Origin of the sequence: Maribellus sp. CM-23, from assembly GCF_021354595.1 — a bacterium.
Taxonomy (GTDB): domain Bacteria; phylum Bacteroidota; class Bacteroidia; order Bacteroidales; family Prolixibacteraceae; genus Draconibacterium.
In genome coordinates this window covers 634,408-659,638 of the sequence record NZ_JADWYJ010000003.1, presented here as the reverse complement: position 1 = coordinate 659,638, position 25,231 = coordinate 634,408, and the positions used below count along the sequence as shown (strand labels likewise).

Sequence of the window (25,231 nt, the reverse complement as noted above, 5' to 3'; positions counted from 1 at the left end):
TTTCCGTTTTCCTAAGTATTTTTTCGGATATACCTGGTTTGGACCACCTCGTCCAGGTAAACTTCGGTTTTCAACCGGCTGAATTCCAGCAGGGTCGGAAGTTCTCCAAACAAAGAAATACCTCCGCCAAGAACCACCGGAATGGTGGTGATAATCATTTCATCGATTAAATCTTCCGCCAGAAAATACTGAATGGTCTTGCCTCCGTCGATGTACAGATTCTCGTAACCTTTGTCTTGCAAAGCGGTGCATATTTCATCCGGCGAACCGGCTGTTAGCTCAACCTTCCCATGCAATGCATCAGGAACCGTTTTCAACGAGTTACTGAGTACAAAAACCGGCTTTTCGTAAGGCCACGGAATGCCAAATCCCAAAACGGTTTCAAAAGTAGCCCGCCCCATCACAATGGCATCCACCCTTTCCATAAAAGCCTTGTACCCCATGTCAATCTGATCGGGATTGGGTACGCTCTCCAGCCATTCAACACCACCTTTTTTGTCGGCAATATATCCGTCAATACTCTGAGCTATAAATACGTAATTCATGTTGAAAGCTGTCTAAAGTTGAGGTGTAATATATGGAGAATTCATCACCTCGTCAATAAAACACGGCAAAATTCATTTAGCGCTTAACGGTGCAGAATTTTTATACTTAGCCCCTTTTGTGTCGACCAACCAGCCTTGTCAGTTAAACTGATAAAAAAGTGATAATCGCCTTCATCAAAAGGAGTAGTTCCTTCTCCCGACGGAATTTCAACACTCATGTTTACTTCGTATTCTTTGTCTCCTTCCGGAATCGGGTAATCTTCAATAAAAGTAAACGCGTTAACCGCAGTCTTTACGGGTCCGAATACGCACTCTGTAACTTCGGTGCTGTGCGAATGATGATCGAAATTATTGTGCATGGCAATGCTGAAAGAACCAAGTTCCTGATTATCCGAAAAGTGAATCCGGAAAGTGAAAGCTTCCCCAAAATAGAGCGTATCACAGTTATTCGGAAATACTTCAGTTCCGGACATACTTATTACAGGTTTCTGATCGTCTTTGTCGTCGGTTTCGGAACAGGCAAACGCAGTAACTGCCAGCATTAGTAATAACAGAATTTTATTTTGTGTCTTCATCATTTCAATATTTTAATAATTAAGTACTTGCAGAGAGAGAGCCGGCAAGTATCTGTCGCTGGCTCTTCTCTGCATTTCCAGAAATAAATTAATCTTCGTCGGTATGTTCACCGTCCTCGTGAGTAGCCACAAGTTCCCGCTCAATGGCCGTCACGTTTCCGGCTTTGTCGGCAACCATCAGGTGAAAATGATACGCACCTTCAGCTGTTTCTACAGGCACCATAATGTTGTGATGGTGCACAGTATGATTGTGCAAGCCCGAAATCTCTGTAAAGGTGCTGTCGTAATCCCAGGCCAGTTCTCCCAAAGCACTTTTGTCGTGCCCGTTTTCAGGATGAATCTGGATGCGGTAATAATCCAGCAAGCCATCGTCTTCTGCATCAAATTCCAGGTGAATTCCCTCACCAATGTGAATCGTATCACCGTGCCCCACTTCGAGGTTTGTGACAAGCGGTTTCTGTGTATCGCCATCATCGTCACAACTGGTTAAATAAAATACAGAGGGAATTGATAATAGATAAATAATTGTTTTCGCCTGAGGCAGTAATAATCTCAAATTTGTTTTCATAATAATTGTTTATTTTATTTCGCCCGAAAAAGGAATGGAAACATTCAGTATAAAATTCCGTCCCGATTCGGGTAAATTAATCAGCCTGTAGTAGCTGGTATGACTAAAGTATCTGGTATTAAACAGGTTTTGTACCTGTAACGACAGTTTCAGGTTTTGCTGTCTGATTTTCACTTCTCCTCCCATTCCGAGGTTAACTGTCTGATAAGCATCTGTTGTTTCTTCGGGAGGAACAATGTTGTTTTGAGCGGCTGTTAAGCGATAATCCACCGAGGTGTAAGCATGCTGAAAAAACAGGAACTTTTCTTTCCGGTACTTCAGGTTGATTATGGCCGAAGCCGGTGGAGAAAACGGTAGCGTAAAGCCCTTCTTTTCTCCCGATAACTGTTCCGAATAAACGTACTCTCCGATTACACCTATCTGTAGTGATTTCAAAAGCTGGTAATGTGCATGCAACTCGCCCCCCAGCCGAAAAACTTCGCTTTGCTGATAGATATAAACCTGGTTCCCGTTTCCATACAAACGATCGTGCTCCGAGGTCGGGTTCAGGTAAATGTAATTCGGAAAGTAATTCAGAAACGGCGTTATTCCCACCGTCAGTTTTTGCGAATGGTATTCTACACCGCCATCCAACTGATACGAAACTTCGGCCGATAAATCAGGATTTCCCACCTCGTAACTAAAATGATGATAGTTCACCCCGTTTGCTGCCAGCTCTTTGGCAATGGGCATTCGAAAGCTTTTTCCAACATTTACTTTAAGGAGCCAATGCTCGGGGGAGTAGCTATACCCTGCCGACCACGAAACATTGGAGAAACTTCGGTCTAAGTCTTGTGCCCGTTGCAAATACGCGTTGCCATTTTCTGTTGGCGACGAAAACCAGTCGTAATAAGCCTCTGTTTTAATCGTACCGTAATCGAAACGCAAACCGAATTGCAACAAGCTTTTTTCAGAAAAAGAATGTTTCGCAACCAGAAATCCTCCCAGTGTAAATTGCTGAAAAGCCGGAATAATAAATCCCCGCCCATCAATGCGGTTCTCCTGGTATTCGCTGCTTACTCCGGCCGTATAAGTCGTTTGGGTATTTTGCTCCAAACTGGCTTTTAAAGTTCCGGAATACACGTATTTATCAAATTCGCGTTCCAAATCGGCTGCAAAGCTCATCGTATCCGGGAAAACGGGTGGCATGTATCCGTGACTTGTGTAGTTGCTTTTTTCCTGTCTGAAATTTCGCTGAAACCCCAAGTCTGCATTAAAAGTGGCTTTCCCCATTTTCCACCAACTTTTATTAACCAGCTTAAAATGATCGACCTGCTGAAAGGGATACAAAATATCGCGCTTCGATTTATCGTGTAGTTCGGTGTCAACATTTCGCGGCTCCAAACCATGTGCATTGGCGAAAAAGCCACTTTTGCTACTGATATTGCTGGCAAAAAAACGGCTTTGAAACCGCGGTTTTACAATGCCGAACGATAAATGCCAGTTGCGTTCGTAACCCGCAGTATTTCGCAAGTGATTTTTGTAAAGCGGCACACGGTACGAATATATATCAACGCTGTCGGCAGGCACTTTATAATCGCCGTAATCAAGAACGGTTGCCTGTAACCTTGCAAAAAACCAGTCCTTTCTTCCGGCAACCTCCACCGAAGTCCCCAGCAGATTGTTGTTGGTCTTTCCCACCAGGTTTACCATACCGTTTATCGAGTGTTCGGCCGGCAGGTGATATTGTTTGATATCGATAACACCACCAACGGCATCGGAGCCAAACATCAGCGATGCCGGACCTTTGATCACTTCTACGTTATCAACAGAATACTGGTCAATTTCCAGTCCGTGATCGGCCCCCCATTGCTGTCCTTCGTGTTTTACGCCGTTTTCAACCACCACTACCCGGTTAAAACCCAGTCCGCGAATGACAGGTTTTGAATGTCCGGAACCAATGTCGATGGTAGAAACTCCCGGAAGCCGCTCCAGCGATTTCATCAGGCTTCCTCCCGCGTTTTGGCGCAGAAAATCATCGTTTACCACTTCCACATTCAGGGTTTCTTCCTTTTTACGTGTTTCAGCATAATTATCGGTAACCACTACTTCCTGCAGGTTGAGCGGCACAAACTTCAGCTTACAGTTAAATGTTGTGTTCGAGCTGACCTGTACAGAATCCGTAAACTCCCGGTACCCGATAAAAGATACCCGAACCTGGTATTTTCCTTCAGTTATTCCGTCGATCCGGTAATTGCCACGCGCATCGGAAACAACTCCCTTTTCTCCCGGGCTTACCACAATGGCAGCCCCCGGAAGTTCTTTGTTTTTCTCGTCAGTGATCTTGCCGGAAAGCACAAAAGTATTTTGAGCCGAAACAGCACACCACACAACGCTCATGCTCAGCAACACGAGTATTTTCCTCATTTCAATAAAATTGAGTTCGTATAATTCTAAAAAATATGGGGGAAGAATGTTACACTACAGATGGCGGCGCGCGGGGCGATTTGATGAGTACAATACAGGGAACAAACTTTTCTGTAACCGCCTCGTTCCTAGCTATTCTCACTGTCGGCACGTAGCTCTCGGCCACAATATGAACCGGAACACTGTTTACTGAAAACTGGAAATCACAAACCGGGCACTGATCTTCTTTTTCGACAAGTTTCTCGCCCGATTGATTTTCCCGGTAAGCAATGTGACAAACATGTGCTTCGTGGCAACAAACAGCTGATTCGCGATGGCCATGATGCCAGACGATGTGAAGGGGCTGGTACGTTATTGGAAACGCAAAAACCACCCATAAAACCCAGGCTATATGTCGAATGTGTTTTGTCAATCTATTCGGCTTTCTCCTTACACAGTTTGCAGGTTCCCTTTATTACAAAATCAATCTCTGAGCTGCTGAATCCTTCGGGCAATGCCGGCTTTTCGATGGTTACCGATTCCAGGCAAACCACCGAATTACATTCGTTGCAATAAAAGTGTGCGTGTTCATTCTTATGGGTAAGCTGGTTATCGAGCGCATATTTCACCAGGTTGTTATCCACCACTATTTTGTGAACAATGCTGCTTTCAACCAGGGTTTTAAACGAACGGTAAAAAGTTGTCCGGTCATAATTCCCAAACAATCGGTCGCGTATCTCATTTTCTGACAATGCTTTATCTGATGACATAATCACTTCAATTATGCCTTCGCGACAACTGGTACGCTTCAGATTATGACTATTCAGAATTTCCTTTGGATTCATTGTTGCAAACATATATCAAATGCAACAATGTTGCAAATATTTTAAGAAACAAATTTGAAGATTATGAGGACTTGCATAAACAGGGTTTGTAATGGGCAGGAGAACTTGAGCGTCATGCTGTTTGCTGGGCGGATCAGGATCCCCACCTCACCGGACAGGCAAAACTTCGGCCAAATGATTTTGAAGCACAGAATCAGAGTCGCATTGAGTAAATGACAAAGCACATAAAACAAAAAAGCGCTTAATGTAAGCGCTCTTTTATTGGTTATAACCGGTAAAATTCTTCCCAGCCTTTTCGTGGTGGCGGTCCCTGCAACAATTCGTTGGCAACCGCATTGTTGGTTATCTGTTGCGTGGCACGGTCGAAAGTTAGTTTTGTATTTAAACGCTGTGCCAGCGTACCTAATACAAACACCTGGCTCAATGGCCCCGAAACTTCAAACGGAGACCGGGTCTTTTCTTCGCCTTTACACGCCAGCAAGAAATTCTTAAAATGGTTGGATGTACTTTCCGGTACTTCCGGTAGATTTTTCATCACCTTTTCAGCATTCTTTGATGGCAGAATCGATAGCGTACTTCCGTGTGAACCTCCTTTGAAGATCAAGTCTTTGCTATAAATTATCTTACCAGGATTGAGTTTTCGCTTTTCAATCTGGCCCGTACTGGCAGCGGGAATGTTGGAAGCCAGTTCCGACTCACCATAACCTTCGGGTAATTCCGGAAGATTATCCACCCCGTCGTACCAACTGATGGTAAGCGCCGGCATCCCCTTTCTTTTTGGGAATTTAAAATCGAGTGTGGTGGCTTGCGGATAAAACAACGGATTGTGTCCTTCGATCTTTACAGGGTCAACCTCGTAGGGCAAACCCAGCTCCAAAAACTCATGAACCGTATCAATCAGATGCGCTCCCCAGTCACCGAGTGCGCCCATGCCGAAATCGTACCAGCAGCGCCACTGTCCGTTAACAAAATCCTTGTTGTAATCGTGATGCTGAGCCGTTCCCAGCCAAGTATCCCAATCCAGTGTTTCCGGCATTGGTTCTGCCTTTGGGAAAGACTTCATACCAGTGTCCCAACCGTGCCATCTGCGCGCACTGTTCATATGGGCTACCACTTTTGTTACGTCTTTTATAATGCCTTTTTCCACCCAGGTTTTAAACTGAAAGTAATTACCATCCGAATGCCCCTGGTTTCCCATTTGGGTGACCACCTTGTATTTTTCCGCCGCCTTCATCAATAAATCAGATTCCTGAAAGGTACGGGTCAAAGGTTTTTCGACGTACACACCTTTCCCCTGCGACATGGCCAGAATGGTGATCGGGAAATGTGAGAAATCGGGCGTGCCTACAACTACAGCATCAAAGGTTTTCCCGGCTTTGTCGAACATCACCCTGAAATCCTGGAATTGTTTTACATCCGGAAATTCCTTGATCGAATCGAGCGTGTGCTTGGCTCCCATATCGGTATCGCACATGGCCGCGTTGTTGGCCAAGCCGGTTCGCATAATATCTTTCAGTATCTGCCCACCACGGTTTCCGATTCCGCAGAAAGCCACATTTACTTTATCACTGGGCATAACCCGGCCCGGCTTTCCGAACACAACGTGCCCCGGAACAATTGTCATCGCTCCCAGCCCCAGCATCGAATTCCGAATAAACTTTCGTCTGTTTGTTTGCATCTTTAATTGGTTTATCGTTAAAAAGGTCTTGGTTTATTAATTCAGTTCTTTGATTTTTATGTTTTTAAATTGCACTTTGTCCCCATGATCCTGAAGAAGAATGTGGCCATCTTCGAAATTTCCAAAGTTTTCCCATTTCTGGTATTTACTGTAGTTCACCAATGCCTGCCACTCCTGGGTATTTCGTTCGTATTCCACCACTTTACTACCGTTTAAGTAATGAGCAACATGGTTTCCGTTTACTTCAATCCGTGCACGGTTCCAACTGTTTACTCCGTTAAATCGTTTTTCCTGAAGAAAGGGATTGAAAAACTTTCCGTTGGCCGGAATCAAGTCATACAGCGAAGCCAGCGTGCGATTGCCCTGCAATCCATTTTTTGCGTCGGGGTGATTCTTGTCGTCGAGTATCTGAAATTCACAACCAATGGCTGATCCTTCGCCTTTGTTCAGATCTGCCTGCACAAAATACTTGATGCCGCTGTTGGCGCCTTCTGTCATATTGAAATCCACCTCCAACACAAAGTTTTTATAGCGCTTCTCGGTAATGATATCACCACCGTTTCCCGACTCTGCACCATCGGCTTTTTCAACTACCAATGTTCCGTCTGCAATATGCCATCCTTTGGCCGGGAACGACTCTGCTTTTGCTCCTTTCCAACCGTTGGTGGTTTTTCCGTCCCAAAGCAGCTTCCATCCATCATTCTTTTCGTTTTCGGTAAGCGTATTGGTTAAATAGCTTACTTCCCGCACATCGTCGGGCATCTTCATACGGGCACTCTCCAGGTTTTCTGTCATGATCCGGATATTTTTCCAGCGAATGGTTTTGCCCTCGTGTTTCTCATTATTCCCAATGGAATGTACCTGCAGACCGATGAAACCTTCGGCGGTAAGATCGTCAACCAGGTTTGCCACCGGCTGACCGTTGATCCAGGTACGTATACTGTTGCCAATGGCTTCCACACGGTATTTATTCCACTCGCCGTTTTTAAAAGCTCCTTTAGCCGGCTGGTTGTATTCCAGCGAGTAAAGCCAGCCGCGGCGTGCCTCATCGTAAATTCCGCCCGACCACTTTCTTTCCGAATCGTCGCACTCTACCTGGTAACCATGCACGCGGCCATCTTTGTAGTCTTTTAAACTGTTGCTTCTGATCTGCACCCCGGAATTAAGACCGGACTCCATTTTCATTTCATACTCAAGAATAAAATCTCCGTAGTTCTTTTCCGTGGCCAAAAAGGTGTTGGGAGTGCCGGTTTTACTGGTCCCGATTATCTCACCATTCTCTACCTTGTATTCGGCTGTTCCGTTTAATACTTTCCAGCCCTTCAGATTTTTTCCGTTAAAAAGGTCGGTCCAGGTGTTTTCTCTGTCAGCTTTTGCACTTACCAGAAATCCGGCAAGGATCAGCAAGGTGGTAAATTTTGTTAGTTGTTTCATTTGTTCACTATTTAGATTCTATGATTCTTCAGATCATGATTGTAAAAGACTGGCTCGTTGATTCTTTAGTTATAATCAGAATGTGAATCTCCTTCGGTACTGAAGCGGTGGCCTACTCAAAAATCGTATTTCCAAAGCGCCATTCTTACTACTTCGACTGATTCGTTACCGATTTAAATCCCAGCTCCGTGTACGTGCACGAAAATAGAAAAATTATTTAATTCCTGAAAGAACCACACAACATTCTACAGAATATTGAAAATGTAATTCAGTACCAACTACCTTATTCTACAATCACTTTGCCTTCTCCGCCAATGTTGCTAGTTTTTGCCTGTACTCATTCAGCACATTCATATAAACCTCGTTACCTGCCAGGTTTGTTTTTTCCAGCGGATCGCGCTCAAGGTCGTACAATTCTTCAAACGGAGTGCTTAACTCAGGATAGTTTATGTATTTGAATTTTTGAGATATTACAGCTTCCGACTTGGGTATTGTAGGGATATCAACTTTATGTTCGTAGAAAAACTCTTTTCGTTCCGAGGCATTTTTTGTCACTAAATCCAAGGCATTGACTCCCTGCACACCTTCAGGAATGTCAACACCGGCCAGCGCAAGAATGGTAGGAGCCACATCGATATTCAGCGCAAATTCATTCACTTTTTGCCCCCGGAACTGATCATCAAATCTTGGATCGTAAATAAAAAACGGCACTTTTACCGATTCGCGGTGTGCATACCATTTTCCGGCAAGCCCGTGCTCTCCGAGATAAAAACCATTGTCGCCCATAAAAATTATGACCGTGTTTGCTGCCTGTCCTGTTTCTTCCAGTTTCTGTCTTAAATTTCCGATTACATCGTCCACGCCGGTAATCAGCCGGTAATACGACCGCACCGACTCCTGGTACTTCTCTTCGTTCGGGAACCTCAACTCCCAACGTTTCCGGCCTTCGTTCAGAAAGGTAGTTCCGTTCTTTACCGGGTTTCTAAAATCTTCGGGGAAGAAATTATAGAAAGAAGAATCGGCGGTTTCGGGCAAGGGAATTTCCACATCGGCATACAAATCTTTATACCGCTCGGCATAAATAAACTGACGCGGATCACCATCCTCGCAATGCGGTGCTTTAAAGCTTACCGACAAGCAAAACGGTCTTTCCTCCTTTCCGTAGGAATCGAGAAAATCCATAATGCGTTTGTTTACAACATCCGTGTAATGAATAAAATTTCCGTTTTCATCTTTATTCTCATAATTGGGTTGATGTTTGGCATCGCAAGCCCAGTAATCATATAGTGTATCCGGAAACTGAGCAGGATTACCAATCCCGTATTTTCCAATAAAGCCGATTGAATATCCATTTTTCTTTAAAAGCAAAGGATAGGTTTCTTGAACAGCTTCTTCTGAAAAAGGTGTACTGAATCCATTGATTCCGTGTCTGGAAACATATTGCCCAGATAAAATGCTGGCACGGCTGCAACAACAAATAGAAGTGGTTACGTGGGTATTAGTAAATAAAACTCCGTTATCGGCCAGTTCATCCATATTCGGTGTTTTGATAATGCTGTTTCCCATCGCCCCCATCGCATTCCACCGCTGATCATCGGTTAAAAGGAAAATAATATTGGGCGGCTGTTTTGGGCTTGCCTTCTCACCTGAAGAACAAGCTGTCACAATAAAAAATGCCAGTACAAAAAAACGAGATATCAAAGCGTAATTTATATTCATAGCAGGTTATATTACAGTTATTTCTTTTTCGTTGAATTTAAGAATATCCTGCTAAAAATAGAAACATAGTTTAGCAGCCATCTATCGATGAATTAATCATAATCCTTGGTTTCCAATAAACCTTCAGGGAAATCAGCATGCGATTTGTAGGCCTCAATGTACGTTTTCATAAACTGATAATACAAATCACCATGTCCGCCTTTCATTGGCTCAATATCACGGCTGGCTTCCCGCGTATAATTGTCGACAAAACGTGTTCCGCCATTTTCATCAACAAAGCGTTGAGCCATCCACTCATTCCACCAGGTTATTGTCACCACTTTGGGCCTGAGAGAAAAAGCCCTTTTCCATTGCTCCTGAAAAGTTTTTCCTTTATTTCTGGTGGTTGCTGTAGCGTACGAAATATATGTTTCCTGGTGTGCAACAGAAACCGATATTTACTCTGCCCTGCTCCCGCTCATGGCTACATTCTGAGGTTCATCCTGAAGAAACGACCATTCCCGCGAAGCAAGTGAAGTTTGCAGCCCCCACATCTGGCGACATGTAAAATAATCTGTAAGTGACTCATCAGTAGAATCAGTTGGTTCTTTCGTCGTAATCAGGAAAGGTTTTCCCGACCAATAAACAAACAACTCATCGTATTTTCCGGATTTGTAAAACAGATCATATATCTTTTTCCCGTTGGACGATCGGTCCGACTCACTGTTCTGACACCAAAACACAATTCCCGGGGTGTCTTCCCCGGCTTTACGCAAGTCCAATGCAGTATTGCAAAGCACCTCTGTATCCTCCAGAAGCATTTCAGCCAATCCATTTGTAAAATCAAGAATAATGAAGTCAACCTTGGCTGCATTCAGTTGATGTAAATGAGTCTTTATCACTTCTACATTGTCAGAGTTGTAATATCCTAAAGCCGGCTCAGCCCAATAATGAAAGGTATTAACAGACCCCCACTGCGGATCCTGGGGCCTGTTTTTTAAAATTTCAGTAATATTATAAAACGATGGCCGGTAAACATTGTTAAACCAAACACTGTAACAAATGCTTACCACATCATTCATCCCTGTAATATCGAGACCTTTCACCTCTTCATTTTCAATGCCCGGGGTATCGGGAACATCAGAAGTTTCGCCACTATTGGAGCCACAACTGCACAAGGCAATCAGCAAAAATGATGTAACCAAACATACTTTTACTACTGAAAAAAGAGGAATGGTCCTTTTATCACTAAGTGAACTCAATTTTATCAGAAAGAATTTAAATGGTTGCATGTCTTTCTTTTCAACTCAACTTAACTAACAATGAATCAAAGGAATGCCAGTTCGCGATGATCCCCTCTAATACTTATCCTTTTGATCATTCAAATACCCCAGCTTCTCCCAGATGGTTTCCAACGACTTTAGTCGCTCTCTAAAAAACGAGTAAGAGCCTTTGCGCTCCGGAGCCACCCATCCAACCTCGGCATAGGCTGCAATACGCGGAAAAGTTTGATAATATAAACGTGCGGTTGTTGGGATAAATTCGCCCCACATCTGGCAACCAATACCTAATATCTTTCCCTTATCCTTGTCTGCAATCCCTTCAGGAACAGGCATAAAACTGTAAGCCTTTTCCAACGGAATTGTTCCGTAGTCATAATCCAGGTAGGTATAAACCCGGTTGGAATTTACCACATCATAGCCTTTGTCAATGGCTTTATTAATAAGCGAAACTTCGCCATCCCAGAATTGAACCACGGTTCCGGGTGCCAGTGTCTCAGACTCACTTTTTTGAATATGGGCATCGTTGCGGATATTTTCCCCGGTTATTTCATTCCACCCCATCATTCGTATATCATTTGAAGACAGGTATTTTGAAACCCGGTTAATGGCCCACACTTGCAGATCGGTATACGTAGGAATATTGTTTTCCTGCATAAAAGTATTAATGGCCAGTGAGTTTTGCCAATGCACGTAATTAGCCTCATCTCCGCCAATGTGCACAATCCGGGCAGGAAACAAAGCCGTAACCTCGTCCAAGACATCATAAAAGAACTGCTCCATATTGGGATCAGTAACATCGTAAAGATCGCCAGCAACAGTTTTCCCATGTTGCTTACTTGAAGCACCCAGCCAGGGATATGCATAAAGGGAAGCCGTGACATGACCCGGAATTTCAATCTCCGGCATAATACTAATACCACGCGCATCGGCATAAGCCACAATTTCCCGAATCTCATCCTGTGTATAATACCAACGATCCGTTAAACTTAAACTTGCTGAATCCAATGGAGTAATTCCATCGCGCATCATGGTATAGTTTCCTTTGGCTCCTATCTCGGTTAAAAGCGGATATTTTTTTATCTCCAAACGCCACCCCGGGTCATCAACTAAATGCCAGTGAAAAACATTCATTTTTAGCCGGACCATCTCATCCAATAATTTCTTTACCACCTCTTTTCCATGAAAATGCCTCGATTCGTCCAACATGTATGAGCGCCACATAAATGCAGGATAATCTGTTATTTCACAGGATGGGATTTTTTTGTGAACACCATCGTTAACAATAAGTTGTCTAAAGGTTTGCAACGCATAAAGCAAACCATTTCTTGAATTTCCAACTGCATAAATCTGTTTTTTTCGTTCCGGACTGTACACCCTCAAATGATAGCCATCTTGTTCGGGTACAACCTTACCGTCCATTTGAAAAACAAGGTCAGCAGCTTTTTCTGAACTTACCACCCGAATATCAAATCCCTCCTCCGTCAGTACTTGCTTTACATAATCTTCATCCAGTGACGACTTTTTATCGATATACACTTTCAAATTTTGAGCTAACGAAACCTCCTTTTGAAGATCCACTACACTGCAAGGTTCGGGAAGAATACGAATATCAGCCGCCTGAACCACGAATGGAGACATAACAAATAATAACAAAACCATGGCATAAAACTGCCTGAAAGATGAAGCCACAAGCTTATTTTCAACTCCCCTGCACAAAGCATCTCCTCTCTCTTTTTTATTCTTCATATTTATAATAACTTAAAAATTAATCAATTATATTATTTTATTTGGATTAACTCTTTTGCCGGATCAAAATGATCAAACTCAGTTTAGATTTATCATCTTACAATTTTCACCCCTTTGGGAGCCTTATAAGTAGTTTTTACTTCTCCGTACTCCAGTTTTCGGTGTTCTATTTCAAGCACGCCGTGTGGCGTAGGAAAGCTTCCTTTTACCCACCGCAAATCGCCCAGGTGAGGTTCCAGTTTAATCGTTTTACAACCGGGTTCCAAAACGTTCACTCCCAGCACATATTGAGAAAGCCAGCTCGTGGGCCCCGATGCCCACCCGTGACAAAAACTGTGACGGAATTGCTTGTAACAATAACCTCCGTATGTTTTATGAATATCAACTTTGCCTTCAGGAACAAGCTCATCAATACGGGCTGCATTTTTTGTCCAGTCAATATCAAAGTCTTCCCAGAAAGTGGTTGCTCCCAGATCGAGCATAGCGCCCCAGTAATCACGAATATTATCAAGAGCGCCTTGGTAATCGCCAGCCATAGCACGTGCAATTAGCATATAATACCCATAGAAAGTCGACATTTTATGCACTCCATCCCGGGCAAGAACGTCATTGTTTCCCTGCGCAGGCGTCACTAATCCAGACATGGCAAGCAAAGCAGCAGCCTGTTTTGATTCAGCCATACCGGGAACGTGTTTCTTTAATTTTTCAACTGATGCGTGACAAAGTTTAGCAGTTTCCTTGTCGCCCATGATTTCACACAAATCGGCCCCGGCCTCAAAGGTCATCACCATCATCGATTGCAAGCCGGTATGAACCGCCTCCTGGTTTTCACTGGAAGGCCAGTCGAGAAAACGGTTTCCATCCAGTGTTTCTTTACCATTGGCATCTATTTTAGTGGACAACAGGTTTAGCAAATCAACCATGTAATTTTGCTGCTGCTTCAGGTAAGCCAAATCGCCGTGGTAATAATACCAGTCGCGATGAATCAAAAGCCACCACATCGAATACGAACTGATTCCGTTCATCCAGTTGGGCAGGGGCGTAAGGTCACGGGCCAAATCGAGACTTTTCGGAACTACCTCGTTGTTGCCAAAAACCGAACTAACCGTCATCACTTCCGGGTGAAGATCGCCCACCCACACCAGGCGGTCGCGTTTTATTCCATCCCACAGGTAATCCTGCATATTCAGGTGGACCGTGTAAGCGCCGGTCATCCATATTTTATTCAAACGTTCATCATTACACGAAAACGCCCCGAGATAAGGAATGTCACGGTACCTGAATGAAGCGCTGATCTCCTTGATCTCAACTTTTGTATTCGGATCCAGCAGATCAATTCTCACAAAACGAAAACCCGATTCCCCAACAAGCAGGCGTCCCAGCCACGGCAATTGAACAGTAAAATCGCGCATCGCGTGATCGTTTGTTGCACCTTCGACAGCTACATCACTCATCGTCTCACTTACGGATTCTCCCAAACGAACACGAACATATCCCGCCGGGTTTGAATTGTTGATCGTGGTAACGATCTCAATTCCACCCTGTATTTCACAGCCAAAATCGAGAATCAATCCTGCTTTCGAATCCTGATCGTTTATAAGTGTCAGATATTTTCCCTGGTTTAAATCAGCTTGTCCGATACCCGGCTTCAGAATACTTTCGGCATTCAATACCTGCTTACCTGTTTCATCTGATTTCCAGACAATGCGTGTTGGAGCTAGAAATTTTTGCGTTAAGACAGTAGAGCGAACTGACTGGTTGGAAGCCTCCACTACCGCCGGAACCTGACTGTAGGCTCCGTTCGAAATACCGAGAAATAATAAAATAAATAAAACCTTGGTGTTCATATAGTAAAAGTTAATGTTTCTATGTTATGTAAATCTTTGCTGTTTAATCAACTAATTCCTGCTCTTTCATCCATTTGAAAACGTAGTCCAACCAGTTGGAAGCAGCCGGTTCGAGCGGATACCCGTGTTTGCCTTTCGAGAACAAGTGCATATCTGCTGAAACGTTCTTTGCCTTTAATGCTTCGTAAAAACGAAGGCTGTTCTCTACCGAAACCACGTCATCATCCTGCGCATGGGTTAAAAATGTGCGCGGTGTATTTTCTGTAACCTGTTTTTCGTTGGAAAAAAGCTCCAATAATTCAGAAGAGGCGTTTTTCCCCAGCAAGTTATCACGCGAGCCTCCGTGGGTTAATTCCGGCTGCATGGAAATTACCGGGTAAACAAGTACCATAAAATCAGGTCGCAAACTGGTTTCTTCTTTATTTTCGATGTAACTCCTTGAAAAGTGAGTACCGGCAGTTGCGGCCAGGTGCCCTCCGGCTGAAAAACCCATAATTCCGATTTGGTTCGGATCGATCCTCCATTTTTCGGCGTTATCACGAACAATCTTAATGGCTTGCTGCGCATCCTGTAAAGGCGCTATCGATTTATTTTCACAGGTATTGTCATTGGGCAGACGGTATTTAAGCACAAAAGCAGCCACTCCCTTTTTATTCATTTCCTTTGCAATTTTGTGCCCTTCGTAGCTGGCACAAACCACGTGGTAACCACCTCCGGGACAAATTACGACCGCTGTTTTTACTTTGGTTTCAACTTCCGGAAGATAAATGGTCAGATCGGGTTTTGAAACGAAAGAATAGATTCCGTTATCATCGTGCTCTTTGTTCTCGTGTTGTTTTTCTCCCGGAATAGCCCCCTCGTAAAGCGGAATAACGGTTTGTGCACCGGCACAGAAACTAAGTACGAATAAGAGACAAAATAAGAATCCTATTATTTTCATGAAAAAATATTTTAAAATCAAACTCACCACTCCCTTTCCGGGAAAAGGCAAATTCTGTTTTATTACTTACAGCCTAATATCTTATACCATAAACAGCAACCGGCCCAAACAAACCGGAGGCTTGTAAAGGACTATTGGCATTATACCTATTTATTGGGCACCATGTTTTCCGTTGGTCTTCGGGCAGGTTCCAATCACCGATAAGCCGGTTTACCCAGGTGTTAACCACCTCGATCCGAAGCGTGTTTTCACCCTGGGTTACAAAATTCGTAATATCGAGTTGATACGGAGGTGTCCAAACGCCTCCTGCATATTTATCGTTGACATACACCTTTGCCATGGCTGTTAAATTGCCCAGCCCAAGCAAAATATTATCTCCGTCGGGTAAAGCTTCCACTCTAAAGTTTTGTGAATAGGAAGCCGTTCCTGAATAGTACCTGATTCTCTCGTCGGTCGATTGCGCCCAATCCTGTAACTTATCAAAGATCACGGGTTCCTCAGGGCCACGCTGCGAAGCGTCGAATTGTACTTTCCATGCCTGTGCGAAATCTGCCAAAACAACCTGCACCGGATAATTGGCTTCCACCCCCTGCGTGCTTGCTTTTCCCGCTTTCTGGCGGAATACAATAAATACACTTTCGTACGGAGCCAGTTTTAGAGGAACCGAAGTTGTATTTCCCAGTTGTTCATAAGCCGGAAGTTTGCGTACCGAACCAGTCGTTGCATCCCAAAGCTCAGGCAGATATCCATTTACCCTAAATTCAGGCGTCACCAGTTTGGTTTCGCCGGTTTGGTTGCTAACAAAATAAACTTCCGCATCTTTTGTGGTACGATGGCCAAAGTGAATACTTTGGTCCTCCGGAAGTTTACAATCGGGCACACAGCCGATCAGGGCAAACGCCTCTTCCATCGACAATCCACTCATGATGAGCCCCTCACCCACTTTGCGCGATTTTACATTTTCGCCGTCAACATCGCCCCACAATTCGGCAGCCATTTCCGCTACCTGCAAATCGGCTTCGGGCTGGTTTTGCTGGCTGGGTGAACGTTTCGGCGCAGGTCCAAGAACAACAGCTCCCTCGTTAACCAACTGGCTGATCTTTGCCAGTAATTCAGGGCGCATGGTTTCCAGCTTGGGTAAAACCAAAATACGATATTGCGTTCCGTGCGGAAGTGTGATCAAGCCGTCTTGTACTGTCATGTGTTTTTCGATTACTTCGGCATTCATGTAATCGAACTGGTAACCTACCGGAAGTTCAGGATCTGTTATGCCCGTCATTTTTGGGGCATCTTCCCCAATAAAATAAGCAGCATCAGCTACATTCAAACCTTGCTGAAGCATATAATTCGAGCGTTTCAGGTAGTCAATAAACACATCCAGTTGCCGGAACCAGGTATTTTTCCGGTTGAATTCGTTTCCAAACCAGGCATTTACTCCCGGCGTTTTATCTTCGTAAGGTTGCGAAATATAAACATGCAAGAGTGTATTGTTGATCCCTTCTGCAAAAAACCGATCGGTGCGCTGTTTGAACCTGGCAGGATACCGGCTGAAAGAACCACCGGCAACCGTATTCGATTCGGCAGAAATTTTTGTCTTCCCGTATATATGCCCACAGGAAGTAGCTGCACGGTTTTCGATATCCCCCAGTTCTCCTTCGCTCCAGAACTCACCGCCAATCTCGTCCGACTGGCCTCCGTACATCAAAAATTCGCCGGGAAATCCCCAGTGTCCGTAGTTTTCGAGCCAAGTACGCAGGCCGTGTTTATGACTTACATCGCGCAAACCTCCCACATAATCGTAGGCCACTTTATCGGCCACCATGCGTCGCATGTCCCACAAAAAGCGATCGGATTCCAGCTGGCTGTTTACCACAAAACCATTGTAAACCGGCAAAAAAGGAAGCGGATCATACCCGTATCTTTCTTTAAACTCAATCAGAAAATCATCAGTAAAATTCTGGCCTCCGGTTTCATAACTATCCTGAACAACCACTTTAAATGTTTTTCGGTCAGCCTCCGGAATTCGTTTTAGAATCTCGCCAATGTAAGAGTAGAAGTGCTTTTCCACATGTTTCTTGCTCATTTTATCGATCTCCAGCCCGGTCGCTTCAGGCGAAGCAGGAGCATTCGTCACCCCGGTAGGAGTCATTCCGGTTCTAAGTATCACCCAGTTTCCTTCGGGCACCTCCCAGTTCAAAGTGCCATCGGCACTCATCATAGGAGTAAGATCAATTACTTGCGATGCATCAATCACCGTCTCTTCATCGTTGGCTTCCGCTTGCTCCCGCCACTGGTATTCTTTCCAGTAAGGCAGCGGAGTCTGATACATTTTTGCCAGTGTTTTTTCGGGGTAACGTTCTACCCGTGGAGCCGACGACAATTCAATTTCGGCCAAGCCAATACCCGGATGTACATTCTTCACTACAACCCGGAAGGAAGTTGCAGTTACAGCCGGGAAAGACACCACTATCGGCGCATACGGATCAAAGCCAACGTTTAAGGCTGCATTGTAACGATCAATGTTAAATTCGGAAATCGTGCGATAGCAGCCGTCACTTTCCTTTGCTTGGAGGACAGCGGGGTTGTTAATGGAACTAGCGGTGGAAGTAACAGAGAGACTGCGTGCCGTAAAAGGTACCCTGGCTTCAAAATCGATGATGAAATCGCCGTTTTCCGGAAAGTTAATTCCTGTAGCAGTCTTTTTATCGGTTATTTTTGACAAACCGGCTACCTTAGGCAACGAAGTAATGCTACCTGCATTGGAATCAAAAATCTGTCCGTAATATTTAGGTTCGGGATAGGCAATCACACTCACATCCTGAAAAGGCTCAAGCGGCGCTTCCAGTTTCTGACTTAATTTTTTCGGGCCTTTTACGTGTAATTCCGAGCTAGCGAGGTAGCGCATTGCCTCGTTGGCTTCGACCCAAGGGCCACCCGATTGACTCCAACCCGGCGAGTTGAAGATCCCAATTTCGATATTTAACTCGGTAGCCTTTTTGAGTGCAGCATGAAGAATAGTCCACCATTCTTCGCTAAAGATTTTCACTTTTCCGTACGGCACGTTATCCTGCCCGATGTAACCAATAAAAGCCCGGTTAATACCGGCTTCTTTCATCGATTCCAGGTCCTTCTCCACCCCTTCTTTCGAAATATTATCCGAAATCCAGTACCAGTAACAACTGGTTTGAATGGAGTCGGGCGGATTCACAAAAACAGTTTCCATTTCCTTTGCCGGTTCAACACTGGCCCGCTGTTCGCAATTGACAAAGAGCATCGATCCAACAATGAAACAGAAAATTATCTGTAAAATAGATTTCATGGTAAATTATTATTAGTTGGTTTGAACAATTTTTACTGCTTGTCTATTCAGTATATACAAAATTGAAACGCCCGCCTGGGGCCGTGTCTCCGTTTACATAAAAATCCATAATGTTCCCGTTCTCCTGCATGTTATCGTTCCATTTGAATTCAATGTCAACGCTTTTACCGCTCAAGTACAATACATTACGGGGAATTTCCAATTCCAGTTTATTTCCGCTAACCGCATAATTTGTTCCGGTAACTTTCTCCCACTCCCAACGGTTTCCAATGTTTTTTTCTACTGTTGCCTTTTTATCCGGCGCAACCCGGTTGACAATAAAGTCGTAACCATTCCATCCGGTTGATTTATCACGGTCCGAGTCGATCAGCAACATCATCCAGTTACGGTCGGTTTTTGGGGTTAGCTTTTCTGCCGTTTCAACATAGAAATAAATGTTTTGGGCATCGTGGGCTACTTTTGCTCCCACAATATCATTCCGTCCGGTATTGTTTATATAGTATTGATCATAACGTCCCTTGTGGTCTCGATGCTCCGTGTTTCCCTTGTAATGGGCATAATATGGCCGCACATCCTTCCATCCATCTGCTTTTCCGATCTTTATTGTTTTAGCCACGGAAACCTTTTCTGGCGGTGTCATTCCTTTAAATTTACGCACCTGATCAATCAACTGAAGATAGTACACATCTCCCCTGTCGCCCCAGCCTTTGTTGGGTTCGATATCGCGGCTGTGTTCCCAGTCATACTGATCGACAAAAGAAAAAGGATCACCTGTCCAGCCATGTTCAGGCAACCACTGTCCGGCGATAAATTCGTTCCAACCGGTAACAAAAACCAGTTCCGGATCCAATTCAAAGGCGCGGTCCCACTGTTCCTGAAAATTCCATCCATACAAGTATCCATCAACGCGCGGGTCAAAGCCCTTTTGTTTGCTGAAATGGCGTCCTTGTGCCCCGGGTAGGTTAAAAGCACTGCAATGCCCGTTGGTTTCAGGACTGGCATTTTGAGCCACACCTACCGTCACTTGTTCAAAGGTTCCGGTCTCTCCTTTCACATAACCGTGCTGCGGGTAGTTTTCGAGCCAGCCCCACTGATCGTTTCGCGTAGGGCCATTCACATAATCAGGTTGTCCGGGCCGAAAAGTGAAAAATTCGGCAATCTCACGGTCTTCTTCCGAATCGGTCAGATTATCGGGATAGCCCATAATGCAGGGTTTTCCTTTCCACATAAACCAAAGGTTTTTATAACGGCCGGGTTTGTATACATCGCGGTAAAGTTGACGGAGTGAAACCAGCGAATGAGGAACCGGTCCGAACGGCAACATGTAGGCTATTTTCGGAACATTCACGCCGTCTTTCTGCGCCTGGGCCCATGATTTCATCAAAGCTTCGTACGAATCTTCCCAGGTAAGGCTGCCGTTGGTGCAATCGAAGAAAACGGCATCTACTCCGGCATCGGCCAGCATTTCTGCATGCTTCCGAAGCACCCAAGGATCAGTGGTTTTGTAATATCCCAGCAGCGGTTGTTCCCAGAAAAAAAAGCCGGGTTGTTTGGTTCCCCACGCCGGATGATGGAAGTCTTTCATCGCCTCGGGATGCTGGCGGACTATTTCTGTGATGTTTTTTACCTGGTAAGTTGTATCGTCATCTCCCTGGTGCCAGGTCCAATAGAATATTGCTACAAACTTATCCTGTTTTTTATTTCCTGCCTGATAGAATTCGCACAGTTTGCGGCCCAATGCATCGGTGGCAGCCCATTGGTCGCTAACTACAGGCTGTGCCATGCCCGATCTGGCATAACAAAACAGTAATACAAATACAATTTTCAATAGGTTATTTTTGGTCATTTCTGATAAATTGTTTTTTCTTTTTACAATGGTTATTCCCTCATTCACAATAACAACAGGAAAAACCAAATCTGATTACTTTTTCTTTTCCAAACGATTCTTTAACTCATCCAGAGTTATCACCAACAAACGACCAAGGGGTTTCCCGTCCCGGTAGGTAATGGCCCATATTTCGGTAGCTCCCGACGGAATAGAAATAGGTTCGTTTTTGTATTTGGGATAAAACTTATCGGGGAAAGTCATATCAAATGTATAATAAATATCCAGCCCTTTAATTTCCGGAGTAAAAACAATCTGATATTCACCGGCATCTGTTTCCACCATTTCAATATCCGGGTCATAAATTGCCGGAGAATAGTTCACTTCGGCTTGTTCGAACCGGGGGAAATGGTTTTCAATACGCAGCACAAATTCGTCCCAATTACGGTTTCCTGTTGGCGACCACATTATTTCAGATAAAGCCATTCCACGGGGCCAGGTCATATACTCAGCCCTGCGGTAATTCGGAACCACCTCTGTCCAAAGGTTTCCCTGTGCCCCCAACACAAAAGATGAATCGGCTACGCCTTCGTTGGGATTAAATTTATACACTTCGCGCATCCGCATAAAACAACAGAAAAGAATGCCAAAACGTTCGATTACATTTTCACCCTGAGTATGGTCGAGATAACAAAACTCGTTCGGGGTCATAATTACCGGATGCCCCGCTTTTGCAGCAGCAGCTCCTCCTTCGGTTCCCCGCCACGACATCACCGTTGCATCGGGAGCCAGTCCCCCTTCAAGAATCTCGTCCCATCCAATCAGTTTCTTTCCGTTTGCATCCAGTATTTTGCTTACCCTTTTTATGAAGTAACTCTGTAGTTCTTCTTCTGTTTTCAGCCCTTCGGTTTTCATTCGCTGTTGGCATTTCGGGCAATTTCTCCAATATTCCTTTTCCGCTTCATCGCCACCAATATGAACGTATTCTCCTGGGAAAAGCGAAGCGACTTCAGAAAAAATAAGTTCAAGTTTTTTGAAATTATCTTCGTTTCCGGCACAAAGAACACGGTCGACAGGCATTGCAAAACCTGCATTTACCGGATATTTCACTTGAGTACACGAAGCGTCGGGATAGGAAGCGATTAACGCCAGACTGTGCCCCGGCACATCGATTTCGGGAACAATGGTAACAAAGCGTTCCTGTGCATACTTTACTACTTCACGAATGTCTTCCTGGGTATAAAAACCGCCATCGGTAGCCTCCTCTCCCGGGAAAGGAGGTTGAAAATGTCCAAAATTTCCGGTTCGTGGAACCCGCCATGATCCCACAGAAGTTAATTCAGGCAAACTTTTTATTTCAATCCGCCACCCCGGATCATCGGTCAAATGCCAATGGAACACATTGTATTTGTACTTTGCCATTTGATCGATGTACCGTTTCACTTCATCTTTGGTAAAAAAATGACGACTTACATCCAGCATCAAGCCGCGCCATCCGAAACGCGGATAATCGGTAATATCGGCACAAGCAACAGGCACCTGAGCTGCACTTTTTGCCGGAATCTTTTGCAAAAATGTTTGTACCCCGTAAAAAATCCCTTGAGGTTGATTGGCCTGAATAAGAACATGCCCGGAAGCAATTTTCATTTTATATCCTTCGGTGCCCAGCAACGAATCGGCCACAGTGTTTAACCTAAACTCAATGGTACTTTTTGCCTTTCTCTCCCCTTTCTCAATCGAAATTCCGGAAAGTTCTGTAATGTCGCCAATAAACAGATCGGCAATTGTTTGTAATTCTGTATTATCGGCAGGAATCAGAATTTTTGTTTTTCCGGAAAGAATAAACTGACCTGAACGTTTAAACTCTGATACAGGTTTGGGAATCAGTGGTTGGTTTTCCTGCCCCCAGGAAACATTTATTTGTAAAGAAGTCAGCGCAAATAAGATAAACGCTGTCCATTTGCTAATATCAATTTTTCTCATTTTGTTTTCTATTGTTCAGAAATATTTTTCAATACTTCGTTCCAATTTTGGATACCTATAGGGATATTTATAAGTAGGGTTTAAAATTTTCTATTTTTACAACATCGAAGCCAACACTCATAAAAATCAGGATAATCCCGAAAGTTATATAGCTGTTGCCATTAACGGGAACAACAGAAAAGTGAAAGGCATTTTGTCCTATTCCTATCGTTATAAAGCTTGTTTTGCATTCATCATCCATGCTTTTTATTCCAAAATCAAAAATGAGTCACGATGAGTTTTAAGTTAAGGCAGCCAATATAGCTGCCTTAACCATAATTACTTTCGTGTTTTACTTAATGGAATAACAAGTCTTTACTAAATAATTCTATTTTTCTATTACCCTGGTTAATTACTGAATGTAATACATTCGCAATTCTGCCATATTAAAGAATGTAGGAGCGACCCCATCGTTTGTCTTATTCACCACAAACCGGAAATAGGTAAACGGTGTTTCCGAAGAATAATAGTTTGATTCATATGTTTCTGATGCACCTGTTGGTAACCCGGAAGTAATGTGTACCATTTCACTCCACGTTTCTCCATCGGCACTAACCATTATCGACACATCTGTTGGTTTCCCATTTCCGTTGTTCCTGTTTTTGTACCAGAAAATACAACCAGAAATTGGCTCATCCAATTTAACCTGAATATAATGAGCCTCTCCGATAGAAAACGACCAGGCAGAATGGAAGAACGTACCAGGATCTCCGTCCAACAGATTAGAGCTAGGCCCTTCATATACTTCCTGCGCGTTGGAAGAAAGCATATCTGCCCTTAAAGGAATTTCTGTAAATACGATTCCGCTCTGAACAACAACAAACGATGCTGTGTAGTCATAATTATCTGATGATTGCAATGTTATGGTACTGGAGCGGGCATTTCTGCTCATGTTTTGGTCAACCTTAAAAGTAACCGTTTTTTCATCAGGCTTCCCTTCAACAGCGGTAATGGCATCTAAGTGAACAAAGTTGGCAGTATCCGGTATCAGAAAATGATCGACATTCAGATTTGATTTCACCAGGACCGAAAAAGTTGTTTTTCCTGCACTAACCGATTTAATGGCACCATTCCTGAGCCCGTCGGCCAGAAGAAAAGGAGTATTACCTTTTTGTGTAACATTTATATAGTACGCCTGATGGCCGTATTCAATGGTTACACGGGCAATACGGGGAGCATAGGTATTGTTGCTTCCGGCCGAAATGGTTACACTGCCCTCTTTTTTGCTAACCGATAGCCATTCGGCATTCGATGAAGCCGACCAATTAGCCAGCTCAACGTTTGTTTCTACCAGAGCTTGCGCTTCTCCACCTTCCAAAGGGAAAGAGATGGGAGCTAAGCTGTTATCGGGAACAACCAGTGATTTTACCTCGAACTCCGTTTCGTAATCAGGGGCACACGAAAATACGCCGCTTAATAGGATCCCGATTAATCCGAACAATAATATATTCTTTTTCATATGATTCTTTTATTATTATTTCAACTTGGCTGAACATTACAATAAGTCGGCCCTCGGGCTGTATTCCATACGTAAAATTGCTTTCACCTCTTTGTACGGATCTGCTTCGTTTAGCCTGTATTTGTAGTGAAGACGAAACTCTTTGTAGTAGGTAGCCCTACCGTCGGGAGTTGAGATAATATTGATCAAAAAGGTATTGTCGTACATCTCAAAAGGAGTCATTTGAACCACATCAATGGTTTTGTATGGCTCAATGGTTACCTTACGCGCCAAGGGATTTTTAGATGTTTGTCCACCTATTGTTACAACAATACTCTTCTCGTTTATTCGGTCATATCCGGTTTTATACTCGCCAAGCTCTTCGTCGCCTGCCATCATCCTTACCGAATTGCCTCCCAACGGAAATACCTGGTTGGAACTGGTTGGACGCCGTACTAAAGGATTGTTCAAATCCAGTGTAGTTATGTATGAAGAAGTATAGTTGTAGTAAACATTCTGTTTCGTGGAAGAGAACTCGTTCTCTTTGAATATTCGCAGCAATACTTCTTTCTTTTTAGGATTGAATGCATCCGTTCCCGACGGGTCTATCTGATAATCCAGAAAATAAATTGAATCAGGGGATAATTTTTCCAGGTTCTGCAGATAAACGGGAATTCTCAATTGTGTTTCACCTGCGGGAATATTCCCCTCCAAATAGGGAATTGTATAACACGCTTCAGGGAGCAAGCGCGCATAACGGCTGACATCGATGTCGTAATTCGATTTATTATAAGCTTTGAGCAAAGAATCGGCTTCCATGAGGGCTACCCTGTAGGATTTGTCGGCATTTTGCGTACCGCTTAATCCTGCTACCAGGTATATGGTATCGTTACTTTTACTTAAATCCGCCACCTGTTTGTCATAGATCAATTGAGAATTACTGAGAAGGTTGATTTCGTTCCGGTATTGCTCCTGTTCGAAATCATAGGAGTTACAGGCACCTAAAGTAAGTCCCAGCAATGTACAATAAATAACTTTTATCCTGTTTTTCATGTTCGTATCATTTAAATCTGCTTAATACTT

The 25,231-nt window shown here is 43.9% G+C and carries 19 protein-coding genes and 1 pseudogene; all 20 read right to left on the bottom strand.

Annotated features, from left to right (window positions below):
- Positions 1–11: 11 nt before the first annotated feature.
- Positions 12–545, bottom strand: a complete 534-nt coding sequence (locus INQ51_RS13565) for a dihydrofolate reductase family protein (protein WP_233378506.1) — start codon at positions 543–545, stop codon at positions 12–14.
- An 83-nt stretch (positions 546–628) separates the two neighbouring features.
- Entirely contained in the window at positions 629–1,120 is a 492-nt protein-coding gene (locus INQ51_RS13560) for a DUF4625 domain-containing protein (protein WP_233378505.1), read from the bottom strand.
- A gap of 88 nt (positions 1,121–1,208) precedes the next feature.
- On the bottom strand, positions 1,209–1,688 hold the full coding sequence (locus INQ51_RS13555) for a DUF4625 domain-containing protein (RefSeq protein WP_233378504.1): 480 nt from the start codon (positions 1,686–1,688) through the stop codon (positions 1,209–1,211).
- Positions 1,689–1,697: 9 nt separating this feature from the next.
- A complete protein-coding gene (locus INQ51_RS13550) occupies positions 1,698–4,094 on the bottom strand; it encodes a TonB-dependent receptor (protein WP_233378503.1) in 2,397 nt (798 codons plus the stop codon).
- A gap of 49 nt (positions 4,095–4,143) precedes the next feature.
- On the bottom strand, positions 4,144–4,506 hold the full coding sequence (locus tag INQ51_RS13545; protein WP_233378502.1) for a hypothetical protein: 363 nt from the start codon (positions 4,504–4,506) through the stop codon (positions 4,144–4,146).
- Between the two features lies 1 nt (position 4,507).
- Positions 4,508–4,918 carry a Fur family transcriptional regulator gene (locus INQ51_RS13540; RefSeq protein ID WP_233378501.1) on the bottom strand — a complete coding sequence of 137 codons (411 nt, stop codon included), beginning with the start codon at positions 4,916–4,918 and terminating at the stop codon, positions 4,508–4,510.
- Between the two features lie 265 nt (positions 4,919–5,183).
- The gene (locus INQ51_RS13535) at positions 5,184–6,116 is read right to left on the bottom strand and encodes a hypothetical protein (RefSeq protein ID WP_410796351.1); all 933 of its coding nucleotides are present in this window, start codon (positions 6,114–6,116) and stop codon (positions 5,184–5,186) included.
- Positions 6,117–6,122: 6 nt separating this feature from the next.
- Positions 6,123–6,494, bottom strand: a pseudogene (locus INQ51_RS22755) (Gfo/Idh/MocA family protein); the annotation flags it as partial.
- Positions 6,495–6,632: 138 nt separating this feature from the next.
- Positions 6,633–8,030: a DUF1080 domain-containing protein gene (locus INQ51_RS13530; protein ID WP_233378499.1), complete on the bottom strand. Its 1,398-nt coding sequence runs from the start codon at positions 8,028–8,030 to the stop codon at positions 6,633–6,635.
- Between the two features lie 294 nt (positions 8,031–8,324).
- Positions 8,325–9,749, bottom strand: a complete 1,425-nt coding sequence (locus INQ51_RS13525) for a sulfatase (protein ID WP_233378498.1) — start codon at positions 9,747–9,749, stop codon at positions 8,325–8,327.
- Positions 9,750–9,841: 92 nt separating this feature from the next.
- Positions 9,842–10,069, bottom strand: coding sequence for a hypothetical protein (locus tag INQ51_RS13520; protein WP_233378497.1), 228 nt, complete (start codon positions 10,067–10,069; stop codon positions 9,842–9,844).
- A 117-nt stretch (positions 10,070–10,186) separates the two neighbouring features.
- Complete coding sequence (locus INQ51_RS13515; protein WP_233378496.1) at positions 10,187–11,020, bottom strand: hypothetical protein; 834 nt, start codon at positions 11,018–11,020, stop codon at positions 10,187–10,189.
- A gap of 66 nt (positions 11,021–11,086) precedes the next feature.
- On the bottom strand, positions 11,087–12,757 hold the full coding sequence (locus tag INQ51_RS13510) for a beta-N-acetylhexosaminidase (protein WP_233378495.1): 1,671 nt from the start codon (positions 12,755–12,757) through the stop codon (positions 11,087–11,089).
- 92 nt (positions 12,758–12,849) lie between these two features.
- Complete coding sequence (locus INQ51_RS13505; protein ID WP_233378494.1) at positions 12,850–14,604, bottom strand: alpha-L-rhamnosidase C-terminal domain-containing protein; 1,755 nt, start codon at positions 14,602–14,604, stop codon at positions 12,850–12,852.
- Positions 14,605–14,647: 43 nt separating this feature from the next.
- Positions 14,648–15,544, bottom strand: coding sequence for an alpha/beta hydrolase (locus INQ51_RS13500; protein ID WP_233378493.1), 897 nt, complete (start codon positions 15,542–15,544; stop codon positions 14,648–14,650).
- 73 nt (positions 15,545–15,617) lie between these two features.
- Entirely contained in the window at positions 15,618–18,863 is a 3,246-nt protein-coding gene (locus tag INQ51_RS13495) for a glycosyl hydrolase (protein ID WP_233378492.1), read from the bottom strand.
- A 43-nt stretch (positions 18,864–18,906) separates the two neighbouring features.
- On the bottom strand, positions 18,907–20,691 hold the full coding sequence (locus INQ51_RS13490) for a hypothetical protein (protein ID WP_233378491.1): 1,785 nt from the start codon (positions 20,689–20,691) through the stop codon (positions 18,907–18,909).
- 93 nt (positions 20,692–20,784) lie between these two features.
- A complete protein-coding gene (locus INQ51_RS13485; RefSeq protein WP_233378490.1) occupies positions 20,785–22,671 on the bottom strand; it encodes a beta-N-acetylhexosaminidase in 1,887 nt (628 codons plus the stop codon).
- A 391-nt stretch (positions 22,672–23,062) separates the two neighbouring features.
- Positions 23,063–24,169 (bottom strand): BACON domain-containing protein, encoded by a 1,107-nt coding sequence (locus INQ51_RS13480; protein WP_233378489.1) that lies wholly within the window; start codon positions 24,167–24,169, stop codon positions 23,063–23,065.
- A gap of 36 nt (positions 24,170–24,205) precedes the next feature.
- Positions 24,206–25,201, bottom strand: a complete 996-nt coding sequence (locus tag INQ51_RS13475; RefSeq protein WP_233378488.1) for a BT_3044 domain-containing protein — start codon at positions 25,199–25,201, stop codon at positions 24,206–24,208.
- Positions 25,202–25,231 lie beyond the last annotated feature (30 nt).

Excerpts from the sequence above, each read along its gene's own strand:
- INQ51_RS13565 (WP_233378506.1), bottom strand. The coding sequence starts at position 545 with ATGAATTACGTATTTATAGCTCAGAGTATTGACGGATATATTGCCGAC.
- INQ51_RS13560 (WP_233378505.1), bottom strand. The coding sequence starts at position 1,120 with ATGAAGACACAAAATAAAATTCTGTTATTACTAATGCTGGCAGTTACT.
- INQ51_RS13555 (WP_233378504.1), bottom strand. The coding sequence starts at position 1,688 with ATGAAAACAAATTTGAGATTATTACTGCCTCAGGCGAAAACAATTATT.
- INQ51_RS13550 (WP_233378503.1), bottom strand. The coding sequence starts at position 4,094 with ATGAGGAAAATACTCGTGTTGCTGAGCATGAGCGTTGTGTGGTGTGCT.
- INQ51_RS13540 (WP_233378501.1), bottom strand. The coding sequence starts at position 4,918 with ATGAATCCAAAGGAAATTCTGAATAGTCATAATCTGAAGCGTACCAGT.
- INQ51_RS13535 (WP_410796351.1), bottom strand. The coding sequence starts at position 6,116 with ATGGGAAACCAGGGGCATTCGGATGGTAATTACTTTCAGTTTAAAACC.
- INQ51_RS13530 (WP_233378499.1), bottom strand. The coding sequence starts at position 8,030 with ATGAAACAACTAACAAAATTTACCACCTTGCTGATCCTTGCCGGATTT.
- INQ51_RS13525 (WP_233378498.1), bottom strand. The coding sequence starts at position 9,749 with ATGAATATAAATTACGCTTTGATATCTCGTTTTTTTGTACTGGCATTT.
- INQ51_RS13515 (WP_233378496.1), bottom strand. The coding sequence starts at position 11,020 with ATGCAACCATTTAAATTCTTTCTGATAAAATTGAGTTCACTTAGTGAT.
- INQ51_RS13510 (WP_233378495.1), bottom strand. The coding sequence starts at position 12,757 with ATGAAGAATAAAAAAGAGAGAGGAGATGCTTTGTGCAGGGGAGTTGAA.
- INQ51_RS13505 (WP_233378494.1), bottom strand. The coding sequence starts at position 14,604 with ATGAACACCAAGGTTTTATTTATTTTATTATTTCTCGGTATTTCGAAC.
- INQ51_RS13500 (WP_233378493.1), bottom strand. The coding sequence starts at position 15,544 with ATGAAAATAATAGGATTCTTATTTTGTCTCTTATTCGTACTTAGTTTC.
- INQ51_RS13495 (WP_233378492.1), bottom strand. The coding sequence starts at position 18,863 with ATGAAATCTATTTTACAGATAATTTTCTGTTTCATTGTTGGATCGATG.
- INQ51_RS13485 (WP_233378490.1), bottom strand. The coding sequence starts at position 22,671 with ATGAGAAAAATTGATATTAGCAAATGGACAGCGTTTATCTTATTTGCG.
- INQ51_RS13480 (WP_233378489.1), bottom strand. The coding sequence starts at position 24,169 with ATGAAAAAGAATATATTATTGTTCGGATTAATCGGGATCCTATTAAGC.
- INQ51_RS13475 (WP_233378488.1), bottom strand. The coding sequence starts at position 25,201 with ATGAAAAACAGGATAAAAGTTATTTATTGTACATTGCTGGGACTTACT.